The following is a 15,082-nucleotide window of genomic DNA, read 5'->3' on the forward strand; positions in this document are numbered from 1 at the left end:
CGGGCCCATCCCTCCCCGGGCATACGGCAGGCGCGGTCCCCCACTTGGCCACGGGATACGACAGGCGATGGGCGCCGACGGCCGCGTCCTCCGGCAGCCGCATCTTCCGGCGCTCCAAGGGCGGTAGGCCGCCCGTACCGCCGCCTCCTGCTCCCGTTCCGCTGCTTCCGCCGCGCGTACCGCTGCTTCCCGCCCCTCGTACCGCTGCCTGCTACTCCGTGCCGCTCCCTGCCGCTCCGTCTGCTCCGACGGGCTCCGGTGCGACGGGCTCCGGGGTCCGTTTGAACATCCGCGTCGCGGTGATCTCGCCGTGCACGGTCTCGCCGTCCGGGTCCTGCTGGGGCAGGCCAGGGCGCAGATGCTCCTCGACGCTGATGTACTTCAGTCCGGCACGCAGGTCGGCGTCATTGCGCAACCGGATGACCAGCGGGAATTCGGCGAGCGCGGTCGTGTCGAAGAGGCCGGTGGTGTACAGGAGTTGCACACCCAGGGCGTCGGACACCGCGCGCTGGAGCTCCAGCAAGTAGGTGGCGTTGGCCCGGCCGATCGGGTTGTCGAGGAAGAGCGTGCCCGCGTGACGATGCTTGTCACGTCCTCGGTCGTTGCTGCGCAGGGCCGCCATGGTGCAGTAGAGCGCGATCGCGGCGGTGAGCAGCTGGCCGCCGGAGAAGACATCGCCCATCTGCCCGACCGGGACCCGCTCCGCGCGCAGCACGGCGTCGGGCTTGAGGATCTCGACGGCGATGCCCCTGGGCCGGAGCGCCGCCTCGACCCCGCGCAGCAGCAGGGTCATGCCGTCCCGGCGGAGATCGGAATTCTTCTTCAGGGCCGCGCGGGTCGCCTCGTCGATGACCTCGCCGAGCCGCTCGGTGAGCGTCGACCGGTCCGGATCCTCGAAGCGGATCCGCAGGAACTCCTGCCCGGACCACTCACCCAGTCCCTCGGGCAGCCGGGAGAGCCGCTGCGCCGAACGGAGCGTCGTCAGCGCGGATTCCACCAGCCCGCGCAGCCGGTCGACGATGGAGTCGCGGTTGCGCTCCAGCTGCGCCAACTCGTCCGTCAGCACCCGCAGTCGCGGCGCGAAGGCCTGCGCCCACGACGCCGCGTGCTCGGGCAGCGCGGACGCGGGCAGTTCGCGGATCTGCTGGCGGGCGGGGGTGCGCACCTGCTCGTAGCGGGTGGAGTTGGCGTGCCGTACGAGAACGTCGCCGGCTTCCCGTACGGCGGCTTCCGCCGCGGACAGGTCGGACGAACAGGCGCGCAGCGACCGGCGGGCCTCGGCCGCGGACTGCCGCGCCTCTTCCAGCGTGCCCGGGTACGGCTCCGGGTCCTGCGGTGCCTCGTCGCCCCCGCCGTCCTCCACGACGGCGCCGCGCAACAGGTCGCGCAGGAGTGCGGCCGTCTCGTCGAAACCGCCCGCCGCGTCCTCGGAGGCGCGGTGCGCGTGGAGCAGCTCGCCGTGCGCGCCCCGCGCGGTCTCCAACGCGTCGGTCCGGACGGCCAGTTCGGTGGTGGCGGTACGGAGCAGGGTCTGCGCCTGCTCCGCGTCGGCGGGAACCAGTTCCTCGGGGAGTTCGGTGTGCGCGCCGCCGTCCTCGGGGGCCAGTCGCTCGGCCTCGCCCCGGTACCGGCCGAGCTGCTCGCTGGCGGCCGAGGCGCGTGACTCCAGCATCTGGACGAGCGACTCGGCGCGGGCCGCCGCCGCCTGCCGGGACGGGCCGTCGGCGCCGTCCGTCGATTCGAGAAGCTGAGCGGCGCGCGTGCGGACCTTGTTGGTGAGCCGGTCCAGCTCTGCGAGGGCCGCGCTCTCGTCGCTCTCCGCGCGGGCCTGCTCGGCCCGCAGGTCGGCGCCGACGCCCACCTTCTCGTACAGCTGGGAGGCGGCGCGGTAGGCCTCGCGCAGTGCGGGCAGCGCGGCGCGCGGAGCGTCCGGGGCCGGCTCCGGGATGTTCTCCGGCGCACCGGCGATCTCGGCGCGCTCGGCACGCAGGGCGCGGGCGGTGCGGCGGGCGTCGTCTCCGGCGCGCTGGGCGGCCCTGCGGTCCTCGTCGGCGGCGCGTGCCCGCTCCAGGCAAGCGGTCGCCCGTGCCTCGGACTCGGCAGCGTCGTCGGCCAGTTCGCGGAGTTTGGCCTGCCAGCCGGACCGCTCGCGGAGCCGGAACGCGAGACCGGCCAGGGCGTCGGCGACCCGGCGGGCGCGCTGGGCCGCTTCCTGCCGTTCGTCGCGGACGCGGGCGGTGTCGGCGGCGGCCTCGTCCGCCTCGGCCCGCGCCGTACGGGCCTCGGTGAGCGTCGCCTCGGCCGCCTCGGCGCTCTCCCTGGCCGTCGTGGCCGCCGCGGCCAGTTCCATGAGCATGCCGGGCGGGCAGTCGGCCCGCCAGGAGCCGAGCCGGGCGGCGAGCGAACGGTCCCCGGCGAGCCGCGCCGCGAGCACCCGGATCTCTTCGTCGCGGGCAGCCGCGCGCGTACGCAGCGCCTGCCGCTCCTCGTCGGCGGCGTGTTCGTCGTGCATGGCCGGGTTCGGCGGTACGAGGAACACACCGCTGTCGTCCGCGCCGCCCTCGCCGGACCTCGGGACTGGCGCCAGCAACGCGGCGGACGTGCCCACCGCGACGGTGGAGCGCGGCAGCAGGGCGGCGCCTGCGAGGACTTCGCGGGCGCGGGCGTGCGAGGCGGAGTCGGTGATCACGACGCCGTCGACCAGCTCGGGCCGGGCGGCCAGCACAGCGGCGTGGTCCGCGGGGTCGACGGCCTGCGCCAGATAGCGCCAGCCGGGGAGGGCGGGGATGCCGTGCTCGCCGAGGTACTCGACGGTGGCCAGGACGTCGGGGCCCGGCGGCAGCAGTCCGCCGTCGCCGAGCGCGCCGAGGATGCGGGAGTCGTCGGCCGCGGCGGTACGCAGGTCGAACAGCTGCCGTTCCGCGGAGGAGATGCCCTGGTCGAGCAGCTCGCGCAGTTCGTCGGCGCACCGGTCGAGCTCCTCGGGGCTCAGCGGCCCCGCCGCCGCCCACTGGGCCGGGCGCCGGTCGCCCGGCCCGTTCGCATGCCCGGCGTCGCCCGCGTTCTCGCCCGAGCCGTCGCGGGGTGCCGGGACCACGGCCAGAGCGGCCGCCGCGGCGGGCAGGCTCAGCAGTTCGGCGAGCCGCTCGTCCCCGGCGATCGACTCGGCGGCGCGGCGCTCCGCGTCGTACGCGTGCTCGGCGGCCTGCGCCGCGTCGGCGGCGCGCGCGGCGGCGAGTTCGACGCGTGACTCCGCCGAAGCCGTCTCCCTGGCCCGCTCGGCTGCCGTACTCGCCGCCTCGCGTGCCGTGTCCCAGCCCGCGACGGCTGACTTCTCCGCGTCGCTCGCGGCGAGCGCGGCACGGGCCGGGTCCGCGTCGGGCGCGGTGTCGTCGAGCCAGCCGGCCCGTACCGCCTCGGCCGTCTCCTGCTCGACCTCGGCCAGGCGCTGGCGCAGATGCCCGGCCTCACTGCGGGCCCGCTGGGCCTCGGTGGCGGCGGACGTCGCGTCGCGGTGGGCGGCCTCGCCGGTCTCCTGAAGGACGGCGGAACGCTCCTCCTCCTCGTTCGCCACGCGCTCCCCGTCCTCCGCGGCGGCGTGCAGCGCCCGTACGAGGTCGGCGGCGGCGGTGGCCCGCGCGGCCAGAGCGGGCGCGGCGTCCCGCTCGGCCTCCCGGATCGCGACAGCCACCCGCGCGGAGCGGTCGGCGGCCGCGCGGTGCCGCAGAACGGCTTCGGCGGCCTGCCATGCGGAGTGCAGCGTACGGGCTTCGATCAGCTCACGGCGCTGGGCGGCGGCGCGCTTCTCCGCCGTGGAAAGGGCCAGAGAGGCGTGCCGGTAGGCGAGTTCGGACGCGATCAGCGAACTGTGGCCGCGTGCCTGCTCGGCCGAGGTCACGGTGTGCGCGGCGGCGGTGACCTGCTGGGCGAGGTCCGCGGCCCGCTCCCGCTCGCCGGCCGCGCGGGCCGTGAGCCGGCGTACGAGGGTACGGGCCCGGCGCTCGGCGCCGGCGTGGACGTCGCGCGCACGGGAGCGGGTGTCGGCGGCTTCGACGATCCGGCCGAGCAGTTCGACGGAACCGGCCGTGAAGTCGCGCTCGGCGGTGAGTTCGGCGCGACGGCCCAGCTTGTTGCCGAACCCTCCGACGAGATCCGCCAGCCCGTCCGTGTCCCGGGTGTCGGTGACGGCGCGCAGCAGGAGATCGGTGAAGTCGGAGTCCTTCTTGACCGCGAAGAGGCCGGCCGCCTCACCCTCGTCGGCGTTCATCTCCCGCTGGTAGCGGAAGAGTTCGGGATCCAGACCCAGGTCGCCGAGATGTTCGTTCCAGCGGTCGTGGATCTCCTCCCAGTGGATGTCGAGATGCGGATAGACCTTGCCCGCCTCGGTGATGGCGTCCCGGAAGCCCTTCATCGTGCGGCGCCGGCCCCGCGCGCCCGACGCCCCCTCGACAGGCGCCCGTACGGCGGTGGACTCGGCGACCGGCAGGGAGTCGAGGCTGAGCCCGGGGCCCGGCCGGAAGGAGTACCAGGCCTCGGCGAACTTCCTCGGGTCGTTGGACACCTGGCGGCCACGCCACTCGCTCGCCTTGCCGACCACGACGAGTTCGCCGGTCAGCGTGTGCTGCCACTCCAGGGCCACATGTCCACAGTCGTCGGCGAGCAGGAACTTGCGCAGCACCCCTGAGCTGGCGCCGCCGAGCGTATTGCGGTGTCCGGGCAGCATCACCGAGAAGATCAGCTTGAGCAGGACGGACTTGCCGCCGCCGTTCTCCAGGAAGAGCACGCCGGCGGGGGCCGGGCGGCGCGGCGGGCCTACCGGCTCCTCCTCGAAGAACTCCGCCTGGGTGGGCGCGGGGTGGGGCACGGGTGCGCCGACCCCGCGCAGGTCGAGCACGGTGTCGGCGTAGCGCGCACCGGCGGGGCCGATGGAGTAGAGGCGGACCCGGGACAGCTCGTACATGGCGGCGGACTCTCGTTGTGGTGCGGACCGGTGGGGGCCGGTGGGATCGGTCGGGTTGGGGGTCTGGTCAGGGGTTCGGGGTCTGGTCGGGGTTCAGGGTCGATTTCGGATCCGGGTCGGGGTCGATTGTCGGATCCGGGTCGGTTGCGGTTCGGGATCGAGGTCGGTTGCGGATCCGGGTCGGTTGCGGTTCGGGATCGCGGTCGGTTGCGGATCCGGTTCGGGATCCGCGTCGGGATCAGGCGTGGAAAGGCAGGCCCGCGTCGGCCGCCAGCTCCAGGTCGTCCCCGTCCGGCGGGGGCAGCAGGGTGGCCGAACCGTCGCTCACCGGCACGACGCCCAGCTCCAGCAGCTCGGCCATGGCAGCGTGGCCCGCCATGTCGCGCACCTGGAGTTGATAGCGGGCGGTGGTGCGATAGGCCCCTCCGGCGTCGTCGCCGGTGCGCTGGAGGAATCCCGATTCGGTGAGGAACACAACAGCCTTGCCGACGATGCCGGTGGTCGAACCGGCGAGCCTGCGGGCGTCCTTCGTCGCTCCGGTGGCACTGCGCCGAGCGTAGATCCGCCACGCGGCTTCGAGGCCGGGCGCGTCGGTCGACGGATCGGTGTTGTCGCCCTGCTCCTCGGCGCGCTCCTCCAGCCTCCGGCAAGCCTGCCGTACGAACGCGTCGACGCCGTTGACGGTGATCCGGCCGATGTATCCGTCGTCCGCGAGGTCCGCCGGCCGGGGGAACGCCATGGCCGCGACGGCCAGGTGGGCCAGTCCGTGCAGGAAGCGGTCGGCGGAGTCGGGGGAGGCGCGACGGGCGTAGTCGCCCATCCGGACCGCGAACACCGAGTCCTCGTCCGCCGTCACGGCCATACCGGCGCGTGGGGAGACCTCCAGGACGATCAGGCCGAAGCCGGTGGCGACGGCGTCGGCGATACGCGCGAAGGCGGGGTCCTCGCGGTAGCGCCGGAGCAGTTCGGTGTACTCGGTGTCCCGCGCGGGGAGCAGCTTCGGCTGGAGCCCGAAGGAGACGAGCCGGGCGGCGTCGGCGGCGTCGGCGGGGGTGACACCGCCGGTGCTCGCCGGGGCGGTGGTCTCGGCCGCGTCCGCGCTGCCGGTCTCGGGCCACGCGGCGGTGTGCTCGGCGTGGTGGTCACTCACGGGTGTGGCTCCTTGCGGGTCGGCTCTCGGTTCCGTACGGCCACCCCAGGCGGGGATTGGGGTGAGTGGGGGCTGATGTCGTCTCTCGCCGCCCGCGCCCCCTTCATGCCGCCTCCTTGCGGTCTGCCGTCATGCCCGCCGCGTCCAGGAGTGCCGTGCCGACGATGAGGTCCGCGCCGCCGAACTCCGGGTCGTCCAGCGGGGTGCCGTCATCGACGGCGAACAGGAGTCGTTCCTCGCCCTGGCGGTAGGCCGTGCCTACTGGAGGGCTGGCCGCGTGGATGGCCAGGAGGGCGACCAGGTACGGCAGTTCCGGGTCGCGGTCGCGGGCCTCCGCCAGGAGGCCGGAGAGGCGGCGCGGGGCGTCGTGTTCCAGGTCGAGCAGTTCTTTCGCGCTCGCCAGCTGTTCTTCGCTGAAGCGGCTGTCGTCCGGGGTCGCGATCAGGTCCGGTTCGGGCATTTCCGCGCCCAGATGTTCACGTTCGACCGGTGGCGTCAGCAGCAGGTCGATCAGGTCGCCGACGCGGACGGAGGTGGGTGTGCGCAGGCCGGTGCCGCGGGTGAAGAACGCGTCCGTCACGCGCGTCGCCTGCTCGACGGGCAGCGGCAGCAGCGGGGCGACCAGCTGTCCGTACAGGTCGAGTCCCGTGTGCACGGTGGGCCGGGCGAAGGCCTGGCGGTCCTGTTCCGCGCGGAACAGCGGGCCCGCTTCCAGCAACCGGGACTGGAGTTGGGTGTGCCGGCGGATGCAGTCCTTGACGATGTCGACCAGTTCGGCGGCGCGCCGTTTGTGTTCGGCCGCCCTGGGGTCGGTGCCGGTCTCCATTTCGTCGCGTGCCTTGCGGATGTTGGTCAGGATCGCGTTCTCGTGGCGGTACCGGTCGGCGACGTGGTCGAGCGCCTCGTCGATCATGTCCGGTACGGAGTTGAGCCAGTCGACCGCGCGCACATTGCGCCGGGTCGCCTCCAGCGTCCTGCGGAGCGTTTCCGCGTACTGCACGGTCCGGTACCGGGCCTGCTCGGCGGCGAGCTGGGCGTCGGCGAGCCTGCCCCGGCTGATCAGCACCTCCAGCTTGACCTCGGCGGCGATCTGCGCGCTGGTGACGTCGGTGTCGAGCGCCCCGACCAGCACGTTGACCGCTTCGTCGGTGGTACGGAGATAGACGCTGCCGCCGTGCCCCGGCACCTCTTCGATGAGCTTGAAGTCGTAATCCCTGCGGGTGTAGACGCCGTCGGTGCCGAAGGTGCCGTACACCGCGCGGAATCCGCGGTCCACGCTGCCCACGTTGATCAGGTTCTCCAGCACCCAGCGGGCCACGCGCTCGTGTTCCGTGACCGGGCGCCCGGGGGCCTGGGCGGCGACGCGTGGCAGCAGCCGGGCCACGATCTGCTCGTGGTCGGCGCCGGTGTCGAAGTCCATGTTGAGTGTGACCAGATCGATGGCGGAGAGCGCTACCTCGGCCATCGAGTAGACGGAGTACTCCCCCGCGAGATTGGCCTTACGGGTGTCCAGATCGTGCAGCGGCGCTGTGCAGGCGAGCGCGCGCAGCCGCCGCGCGAGCCCTTCGTCGGCGGCCGGGCCCAGTGCGGGCCGCGGCCCCGCGCTGAGCTGGGGCGGAACGAAGTCCGTCGAGGCAGGCGAAGTCACGCTGCACAGATTATGTCCTCGCACTGACAACGGTCGAAACGGCGCAGAGCGCCCGGGGAAACGCCGTCGCCTCCGACGCGGGAAGTGGCCCCGGGAACGGCCTCAGTCCGGGCCGTCCGTGTGCCGCTCGCCGTCCTCCGCGACCAGGCTCGCGTACACCTCCACGAGCTGTCGGCGCGAGTCGTCCAGATACTTGGCGAGCATGCGTTCCGTCCCGTCCCGGTCCCCCGATCTGAGCGATTCGAGGAGCTGCCGGTTGCGTACGAGATACGGCTCGTGGAGTCGACGTGGATCGTCCACGATGTGGAAGGCGAGGCGCAGTTCGGCCAGTACCCCGCGCATCAGTTCGTCGGTGCGTACGCTGCCCGCCAGCGCGACGAGTTCGCGGTGGAAGTGGATGTTCGCCGTCGAGACGCCCTTCCAGAGCCGTTCCTTCGCCGCCCTCTCGCCCGTGGAAACCGCCCGCTCCAGGCCTTCGATCTTGAAAGGCGGTCCGTCGAGCCCGCGCACGACCGCGCATTCGATCAGCCGGCGTGTGCGGTAGATGTCCTCGACGTCCTCGACCGCGAGCACCCTGACGAAGACGCCGCGGTTGAGTTCGTGGACGAGCAGCCGCTCGTGCGTGAGCAGCCGGAACGCCTCGCGCAGCGTGTTGCGCGAGACACCGAGCGCCCTGCCGATGGCGTCCTCGGAGAGCCGTTCCCCCGGCTGGAAGTAGCCCTCCGCGATCCGTGTCCGCAGTATGTCGGCGACCCGTTCCGCCGTGCTCGTACGGCCCAGCAGGGGGCGGTCGTCCGTCAGTTCACCGAGTCCGGCCCCGCTCGTCGCCACAGCGCCCTCTCCCCTTGTCCGCCCTGCCCCGCCGCCGACGCGACTCCCCCGGCCTGCGGGACCCATCGTAGAAGCCAGAACGAAACAACATACCTCTTGTCGGATTGTTGAACGATCCTCTACGTTGGGCTCAGCTCGCGATCCCGTGCGCTCCCCCTCCCGCGAGGTAGCAGATGAGCACGCCCCAAGCGCGGCTGGGCAAGGACGAACTCCCGGCTGAAACCGTTCGGTTGGTTCTGGAATTGGCGCTCGGCTTCTGCATGCCGGCCATTTTCGGCGGTTTCGGTTCGTCCCTGAGTGAGTTGTATCCGACAGCCGTACGTGGAACAGGGGCAGGGCTTCACGTACAACACCGGGCGGGCCGTCGGCGCGTTCTTTCCCGCCCTCGTCGGCTTCCTGGCCGACAGTCGGGGCGTGCTGGTATTCGGGGCCGTCGGCTACGGTCTCGCGGTACTCGCGGTCTCGCGCCGATCGGACTCCCCGGGACGCGCGACCGTGAACTGATCCGATCCGATCGGAAGGTGACTCCATGACCTGGGCGTCCATCGACCTCAACGCCGACCTCGGCGAGGGCTTCGGCCGCTGGCGGCTGACCGAGGACGAGCAGCTGCTCTCCGTCGTCACCAGCGCCAATGTGGCCTGCGGCTTCCACGCCGGGGACGCGGCCACGATGCGGCGGGTCTGCGCGCGGGCCGCCGAGCGCGGGGTGCGCATCGGTGCCCAGGTCTCGTACCGCGATCTGGCGGGCTTCGGCCGGCGCGCGATGGATGTGCCGTCGGACGAACTGGCCGCCGAGGTCGCCTACCAGATCGGCGCGTTGGAGGTGTTCGCGAAGGCGGCCGGCTCCCGGGTCTCGTACGTCAAGCCGCACGGCGCTCTCTACAACAGAGTTGTCCATGACGCGGAGCAGGCCGAGGCCGTGGTCGACGGGGTCATGCTGACCGGCGAGCGGCTGCCCCTGCTCGGGCTGCCGGGCTCGCGCCTCCACGACATGGCGGAGAAGGCCGGACTGCCCGTCGTCACCGAGGCGTTCGCCGACCGGGCGTACACCCCGGAGGCCACGCTGGTGCCGCGCGGGCGGGAAGGGGCCGTGATCACGGACCCCGGGGTCGTCGTGGAACGGTCCGTCTCCATGGCCCGGTTCGGCGTGGTGACCTCCCAGTGCGGGCAGTCCGTCGGTGTCCGCGCCCGTTCGCTCTGCCTGCACGGGGACACCCCGGGCGCCGTGGGTCTGGCCCGCCGGGTCCGCAGTCAGCTGGAAGCCTCGGGAGTACGGGTGGAGGCCTTCGTATGAGAACGCTGCCTGTCGGGGACCGGGCGCTGCTCGTCGAACTGGCCGACGGGGAGCGGACGGCGGCGTTCCACGCGGAGCTGCTGCGCCGCCGGGCCGCCGGCACCCTGCCGCCCGTACGGGAGATCGTGCCCGCGGCCCGCACCGTACTGCTCGACGGTCTGGACGATCCGGCCGGCTTCGCCGCGCGGCTCGGCGGCTGGGACACTCCCGAGCCGCACGCGCGCGTGCCGGACACCGTCGAGCTGCCGGTCCGTTACGACGGTCCCGATCTGGCGGAGGTCGCGGCGCTGTGGGGGGTGCCGGCCGAGGAGGTGGCACGGATCCACTCGGCGGCCGAATTCCGGGTCGCCTTCTGCGGTTTCGCACCCGGCTTCGGCTATCTCACCGGGCTGCCCGAGGCCTACGACGTACCCCGCAGGCCCACGCCACGTACCGCCGTCCCGGCCGGCGCCGTCGCCCTCGCGGGCCCCTACACCGGGGTCTATCCGCGCTCCTCCCCCGGTGGATGGCAGCTGATCGGGACGACGGACGCGGTCCTGTGGGACCCGGCGCGCGAGCCCGCCGCGCTGCTCGCGCCGGGGACGCGCGTGCGGTTCACGGCGGAAACGTCAGAAGCGACGGAAGCGACGGAAGCAGCGGAAGCAGCGGCGAAGGCGACGAGCCGATGACGGACCGGGCCTTCGCGGTCATCAGGGCCGGGGCGCTGACCACGGTGCAGGATCTGGGCCGGTGCGGACACGCCCATCTGGGCGTGCCGCGCTCCGGGGCGCTCGATCCGCCCGCGCTGCGGCTGGCCAACCGGCTGGTCGGCAACGCGGAGGGTGCGGCGGCTCTGGAGACGACGCTCAACGGGTGTGCGGTACGGCCGCGTTGCGCGGTCACCGTGGCGGTCACGGGTGCGCCGTGCCCGGTCACCGTCGACGGCCGCCCGGCTGCCTGGGGCTCTCCGGTACGGGTCCCGGCGGGCGCGTTGCTGGAGGTCGGGGCGGCGGTCGCGGGGGTCCGCGGTTATGTGGCGTTCGGCGGCGGGATCACGGTGGAGCCGGTGCTGGGCAGCCGGTCCACGGATCTGCTGTCCGGCCTCGGCCCGGGGCCGCTGCGCGACGGAACGGTGCTGCCGCTGGGCCCCGCGACGGGCCGGGCCGCGGCGGTCGACGGGGTGCCGTCGGGGGCCCCGCCGGCCGAACTGGTGCTGCGCATACGGCTCGGGCCGCGCGACGGCTGGTTCACCCCCGCGGCGCTGCGCACGCTGACCACCCGCGCCTACCGGGTGTCGTCGGCGAGCAATCGCATAGGGCTGCGTACGGAGGGGCCTGCCCTGGAGCGCGCCGTACCGGACGAACTGCCCAGCGAGGGCATGGTGACGGGGGCCGTGCAGGTGCCGCCGGACGGCCGCCCGGTGGTCTTCCTCGCCGACCATCCGACGACCGGCGGCTATCCGGTGATCGCGGTCGTCCGGGAGGAGGACCTCCCGGCGGCGGCCCAGGCAACGCCCGGGACACCGGTGCGTTTCGTACGGGTAGGGCGTCGGACCCCGCCGTAGGCCTCGCCCCCCCCGTAAAGCGCGGCCGAAACCATGCGCTCGGAGCACCCACTGCCGGGCAAGTTGACCGCTCACCTCAACAATCACCGGAAAAACAGCAGTAGTTGCCATGCCCACTGGCTAGACTTGACACCGCCACCCCACCGCGCCCGGTCGGGTGGCTGAAGCTCGGGGGGGCTGAGGCGCATGACGGAGTCCGGAGTGCGCATGGGGCTCAGAGGGCGCAGCGGCATCCTTTCCCTTGCCGACGAGTGCCTGAGGCAGCCTCCCGACGCGGAACGTCCCGTGACCATCCTGCTCGGCCCGCGTGGCAGCGGCGCCAGTGAGGCGCACAGCGCGCTCATGGAGCAGTTCGGGCCCGAGAACCCGTTCGCCTACGTCAATCTGGCCGGCGAGCACGCGTTGCTGCCGCGCTACGGCCTGGCCCTCCTCGCCGGCCAGCTGGAACGCAAGCTGCCGAGGTACCGGCGCTCGCACTTCCCCCGTCTCACCCTCGGGCTGCTCGCCTCCGACCACGAGCTGCGGATGACCAGCCTGGCCGAGGGCCGGCGCAACATCCGGCGGGAGCTGGACGCGTTCCAGGAGCGGACCGAGGCGCGTTACGGCGACTATCTCGCCGCGTTCTTCGAGGTGGCCGGGGGCGCCGTGGGCGCTCCGGACGGCGCCTCGACCGCGGCGGCGGCGCTGCTGATGGATGCCCTGCGGCACGGTCGGCGCCGGCTCCCCGGCCGTAAGTTCACCGGCGGCGCCGCGTGGTACGGCGGTCACCCGCTGGTCCGGAGCCAGGATCCGTGGGAGGCGCTGGTCGAGCTCAACCTCTGGCGGCACGACGGCGACGAGGACGACCAGGAGAGACTGGACCGGGTGCTGTTCTCGGCCTTTCTGGAGGACCTCCGCCGTAACGTGGCCCGCTCGTTCATGCCCCGCTCCTACCTGCTCCTGCTCGACAACTCCCATTCGGAGTACGGCCGCCGCTTCCTGGATCTGCTGATCCGCGCCCGGCACGACGACACCGTGGTGGCGGGCGCCCCCTGCGACCCGCTGACCATCGTCGCGAGTTCCAACCGCTGGCTGCCCCGCTGGGGCCCGGCCACGGGCGATCAGTGGCCGTGGCAGCTGCGCGGCCCCGACCGGGCGTCCCTCGCGGACTGGAGCGAGCACCGGCCGACGCGTGACAGCGACGACACCTGGTGGTATCCGCTGCGGCTGCGCGACCTGAACCTCGACGAGGTGCGCATCCGTATCGAGCTGGAGCTGCGCCGCCACGCCGACCTCGCGCCCTTCACCCGCCTCGCCCCCTTCGTGCACCGGCTGACCTGCGGACTGCCGAGGGCGGTGCACCACGTGCTCGACGCGCTGCGGCACTCCGACGTACCGCCGGAGGGCGGGCTGCAGCAGGACCGGTGGCTGCGCACCCTCCCCGACCGGACGCTGCGTGACGGCGAGAACACGCCTACGCTCTCCGAGGCCGCGCTCGACCATCTGCTCGAAGGGTTCGACGACACCCGGCGCGACACCCTCGCCGAGTGCGCCGCCGCGCATGACCTGTCCATCGGCACGCGTGTACTGAGCCCCGGGGACTCGCTGTTCGGCGAGATCCGCGCGCGCTGGCTGCTCCTCAGCCCGGGGGCCGTGACACCGACGCTCCACCCCTGGCTGCGGCGGATGCTGCTGTGGCGCCTCGCGCGGCGCCCGGACGACTGGGACACGGTGCACGAACTGCTCGCCGAGCACTTCAGGTCCGGCCGGCGCACGGTCCAGGAGATGTACCACCGGCTGGCCTGGGGACAGATCGAAGAAGTGACCGGCTATCTGGTCGGACGCTTCCCGGCGGTGCCCGCGGCGCAGTGGATCAACGAGTTCAACGCGATCACGGCGGCGCCCAACCGGCTCCCCACCACCGGTGGACCGCTCGAACTGCTCGCCGGGCTCGGCCCGGCCGAGCCCGGCGAGGCGGTCACCACCGGATCGGTGATACGAGAGCTGATCATCACCCGATGGGTGTGGAGCGACCCGCTCGCCGATCCGGGAATGCGGCTGAACAACCTGCTCGCCGACGGGTTCAACCAGCTGTCGCGGCTGCGCAGGAACGATGTCGTGGCCCTGTTCAACGAGGCGGAGCGCTACCGCCACTGGCGCCATCCACTGATATCCACGAGCGAGGGGTGAGAGCCGGATGAGTCCGAGACTCGAATGGCCGCTGCACATCGTGCGCCGGGTCGTGATCGCGGTGGTGGTCGTCGCCGCCCTCGCCGTGGCCGTCCCGCTCACCATGAACCGGATCGGTGAGGTACGGGCCCGTTGTGACGACGGCGTCGTCAAGAAGGGCGAGAACGGCGAGTGCGTCGGTGTCACCGACGGCTCGTGGGCCTTCGCCGACCACCTCGAACGGGTCGAGGGAATGATCAAGGCGGAGAACGACCAGGTGCTCAAGGACGCCAAGACCAAGAAGGAGCCGTACGTCAGCGTCGCGTACATGACGTCCTTCACGCTCGGCTACGACGACAGCAACTCCGCGGATTCGGTGCGCCACGAGCTGGAGGGCGCCTATCTCGCGCAGCACCGGCACAACCGCGGCGACCTCTCCTCCTCCCCCAAGATCCGGCTGCTGGTCGCCAATACGGGCAGCCGTTCCGCGCAGTGGGAACACACCGTCGGCGAGCTGATCGAGCGCAAGACCTCCGACGACAGGCTGGTCGCCGTCGCCGGACTCGGCCCCAGCACCGACCCCAATCTGGCCGCGCTGAAGAGACTCTCGAAGAACGGTATCGCCACGGTCGCCAGCACCATGAGCGCCACCAACATCCAGAACATCCCCGGCTTCGTACGGGTCGGTCCCGACAATGTGGCCGAGGCGCACGCCGCGGCGAACTATCTGAAGCGGACGGACGCCCGTACGGCGGTCGTCGTCCAGGACATCGCCGACAACAACTACGCGAAGACCCTGAACGACGCGTTCAGAGAGGCGTTTCCCGACGACGGCCACAAGCTGCTCGGGGAGACCATGACCTTCGACTCGGCGGGAGCACCCGGGGTCTGGAAGACCGAGCTGCGCAATATCCCCGTGAGTATCTGCGACAAGAAGCCGGAGATCATCTTCTTCGCGGGGCGTGGCCGCCAGCTCACCCACTTCCTCGACGCGCTCGCCAACCGCAGTTGCACCCAGCGGAAGTTCACCGTCGTCGCGGGTGACGACACCTCGAATCTCAACCGGCGGCAGATCGAGATCGCCGCGAAGCGGGCCGTGCGGGTGCTCTACACGGGTCTGGCCCACCGCGACACGCTGAGCAATTCACCGAACAGCGTGGCCGAACCCTCGGCGCAGTACTTCCAGGTGGACGGCCAGATGGACCGCTGGTTCCCCGGTGACGACCGCTACGACGGCCAGGACATCATGGCGCACGACGCCGTTCTCACCGCGGCCCACGGCATCGAACTGGCGGCGGGCGGGCCCGAGGTGACCGGCGAGGCGGTGGGCCGGATGTTCCACCAGATGGACGGCCAGCCGGTGGCGGGAGCGAGCGGCTTCATCTCCTTCCAGAACAATGGCAATCCGCGCAACAAGGCGGTGCCGATCCTCAGCCTCAACTCAAGGGGCCGCGCGGATCTCATCGAGGTGTCGTCGGCCGAGGGCAGGCCGCCGGAGGGCCCGTGAC

9 protein-coding genes and 1 pseudogene are annotated in these 15,082 nt (G+C 72.4%); 6 read left to right on the plus strand and 4 right to left on the minus strand.

What is annotated here, in order from left to right; genetic code table 11:
- Positions 1–211 precede the first annotated feature (211 nt).
- The 4 genes from ACIQD6_RS16540 to ACIQD6_RS16555 form a co-directional block, all read right to left on the minus strand.
- Entirely contained in the window at positions 212–4,960 is a 4,749-nt protein-coding gene (locus ACIQD6_RS16540) for a hypothetical protein (RefSeq protein ID WP_401882959.1), read from the minus strand.
- Between the two features lie 238 nt (positions 4,961–5,198).
- Entirely contained in the window at positions 5,199–6,110 is a 912-nt protein-coding gene (locus ACIQD6_RS16545) for a hypothetical protein (RefSeq protein WP_401882962.1), read from the minus strand.
- Positions 6,111–6,213: 103 nt separating this feature from the next.
- The gene (locus tag ACIQD6_RS16550) at positions 6,214–7,758 is read right to left on the minus strand and encodes a hypothetical protein (protein WP_401882964.1); all 1,545 of its coding nucleotides are present in this window, start codon (positions 7,756–7,758) and stop codon (positions 6,214–6,216) included.
- Between the two features lie 102 nt (positions 7,759–7,860).
- Positions 7,861–8,589 carry a GntR family transcriptional regulator gene (locus ACIQD6_RS16555; RefSeq protein WP_401882966.1) on the minus strand — a complete coding sequence of 243 codons (729 nt, stop codon included), beginning with the start codon at positions 8,587–8,589 and terminating at the stop codon, positions 7,861–7,863.
- Between the two features lie 215 nt (positions 8,590–8,804).
- Here ACIQD6_RS16555 and ACIQD6_RS16560 point away from each other — a divergent pair.
- The 6 genes and pseudogenes from ACIQD6_RS16560 to ACIQD6_RS16585 form a co-directional block, all read left to right on the plus strand.
- A pseudogene (locus ACIQD6_RS16560) lies at positions 8,805–9,122 on the plus strand (MFS transporter); the annotation flags it as partial.
- On the plus strand, positions 9,119–9,883 hold the full coding sequence (locus tag ACIQD6_RS16565; protein WP_401882968.1) for a LamB/YcsF family protein: 765 nt from the start codon (positions 9,119–9,121) through the stop codon (positions 9,881–9,883). The pseudogene ACIQD6_RS16560 and the gene ACIQD6_RS16565, both read left to right, overlap by 4 nt.
- A complete protein-coding gene (locus ACIQD6_RS16570; RefSeq protein WP_401882971.1) occupies positions 9,880–10,551 on the plus strand; it encodes an allophanate hydrolase subunit 1 in 672 nt (223 codons plus the stop codon). The genes ACIQD6_RS16565 and ACIQD6_RS16570 overlap by 4 nt, the downstream gene beginning before the upstream one ends.
- Complete coding sequence (locus ACIQD6_RS16575; protein WP_401882973.1) at positions 10,548–11,426, plus strand: biotin-dependent carboxyltransferase family protein; 879 nt, start codon at positions 10,548–10,550, stop codon at positions 11,424–11,426. The genes ACIQD6_RS16570 and ACIQD6_RS16575 overlap by 4 nt, the downstream gene beginning before the upstream one ends.
- Positions 11,427–11,612: 186 nt before the next feature.
- Positions 11,613–13,595 carry a hypothetical protein gene (locus tag ACIQD6_RS16580; RefSeq protein WP_401882976.1) on the plus strand — a complete coding sequence of 661 codons (1,983 nt, stop codon included), beginning with the start codon at positions 11,613–11,615 and terminating at the stop codon, positions 13,593–13,595.
- A 7-nt stretch (positions 13,596–13,602) separates the two neighbouring features.
- On the plus strand, positions 13,603–15,081 hold the full coding sequence (locus tag ACIQD6_RS16585; protein WP_401882978.1) for an ABC transporter substrate-binding protein: 1,479 nt from the start codon (positions 13,603–13,605) through the stop codon (positions 15,079–15,081).
- The last annotated feature ends 1 nt before the right edge of the window (position 15,082 follow it).

The organism is Streptomyces sp. NPDC088400 (genome assembly GCF_044753355.1).
In the GTDB taxonomy this organism is placed as follows: domain Bacteria; phylum Actinomycetota; class Actinomycetes; order Streptomycetales; family Streptomycetaceae; genus Streptomyces.

Excerpts from the sequence above, each read along its gene's own strand:
- ACIQD6_RS16565 (WP_401882968.1), top strand. The coding sequence starts at position 9,119 with ATGACCTGGGCGTCCATCGACCTCAACGCCGACCTCGGCGAGGGCTTC.
- ACIQD6_RS16575 (WP_401882973.1), top strand. The coding sequence starts at position 10,548 with ATGACGGACCGGGCCTTCGCGGTCATCAGGGCCGGGGCGCTGACCACG.
- ACIQD6_RS16580 (WP_401882976.1), top strand. The coding sequence starts at position 11,613 with ATGACGGAGTCCGGAGTGCGCATGGGGCTCAGAGGGCGCAGCGGCATC.
- ACIQD6_RS16585 (WP_401882978.1), top strand. The coding sequence starts at position 13,603 with ATGAGTCCGAGACTCGAATGGCCGCTGCACATCGTGCGCCGGGTCGTG.
- ACIQD6_RS16540 (WP_401882959.1), bottom strand. The coding sequence starts at position 4,960 with ATGTACGAGCTGTCCCGGGTCCGCCTCTACTCCATCGGCCCCGCCGGT.
- ACIQD6_RS16570 (WP_401882971.1), top strand. The coding sequence starts at position 9,880 with ATGAGAACGCTGCCTGTCGGGGACCGGGCGCTGCTCGTCGAACTGGCC.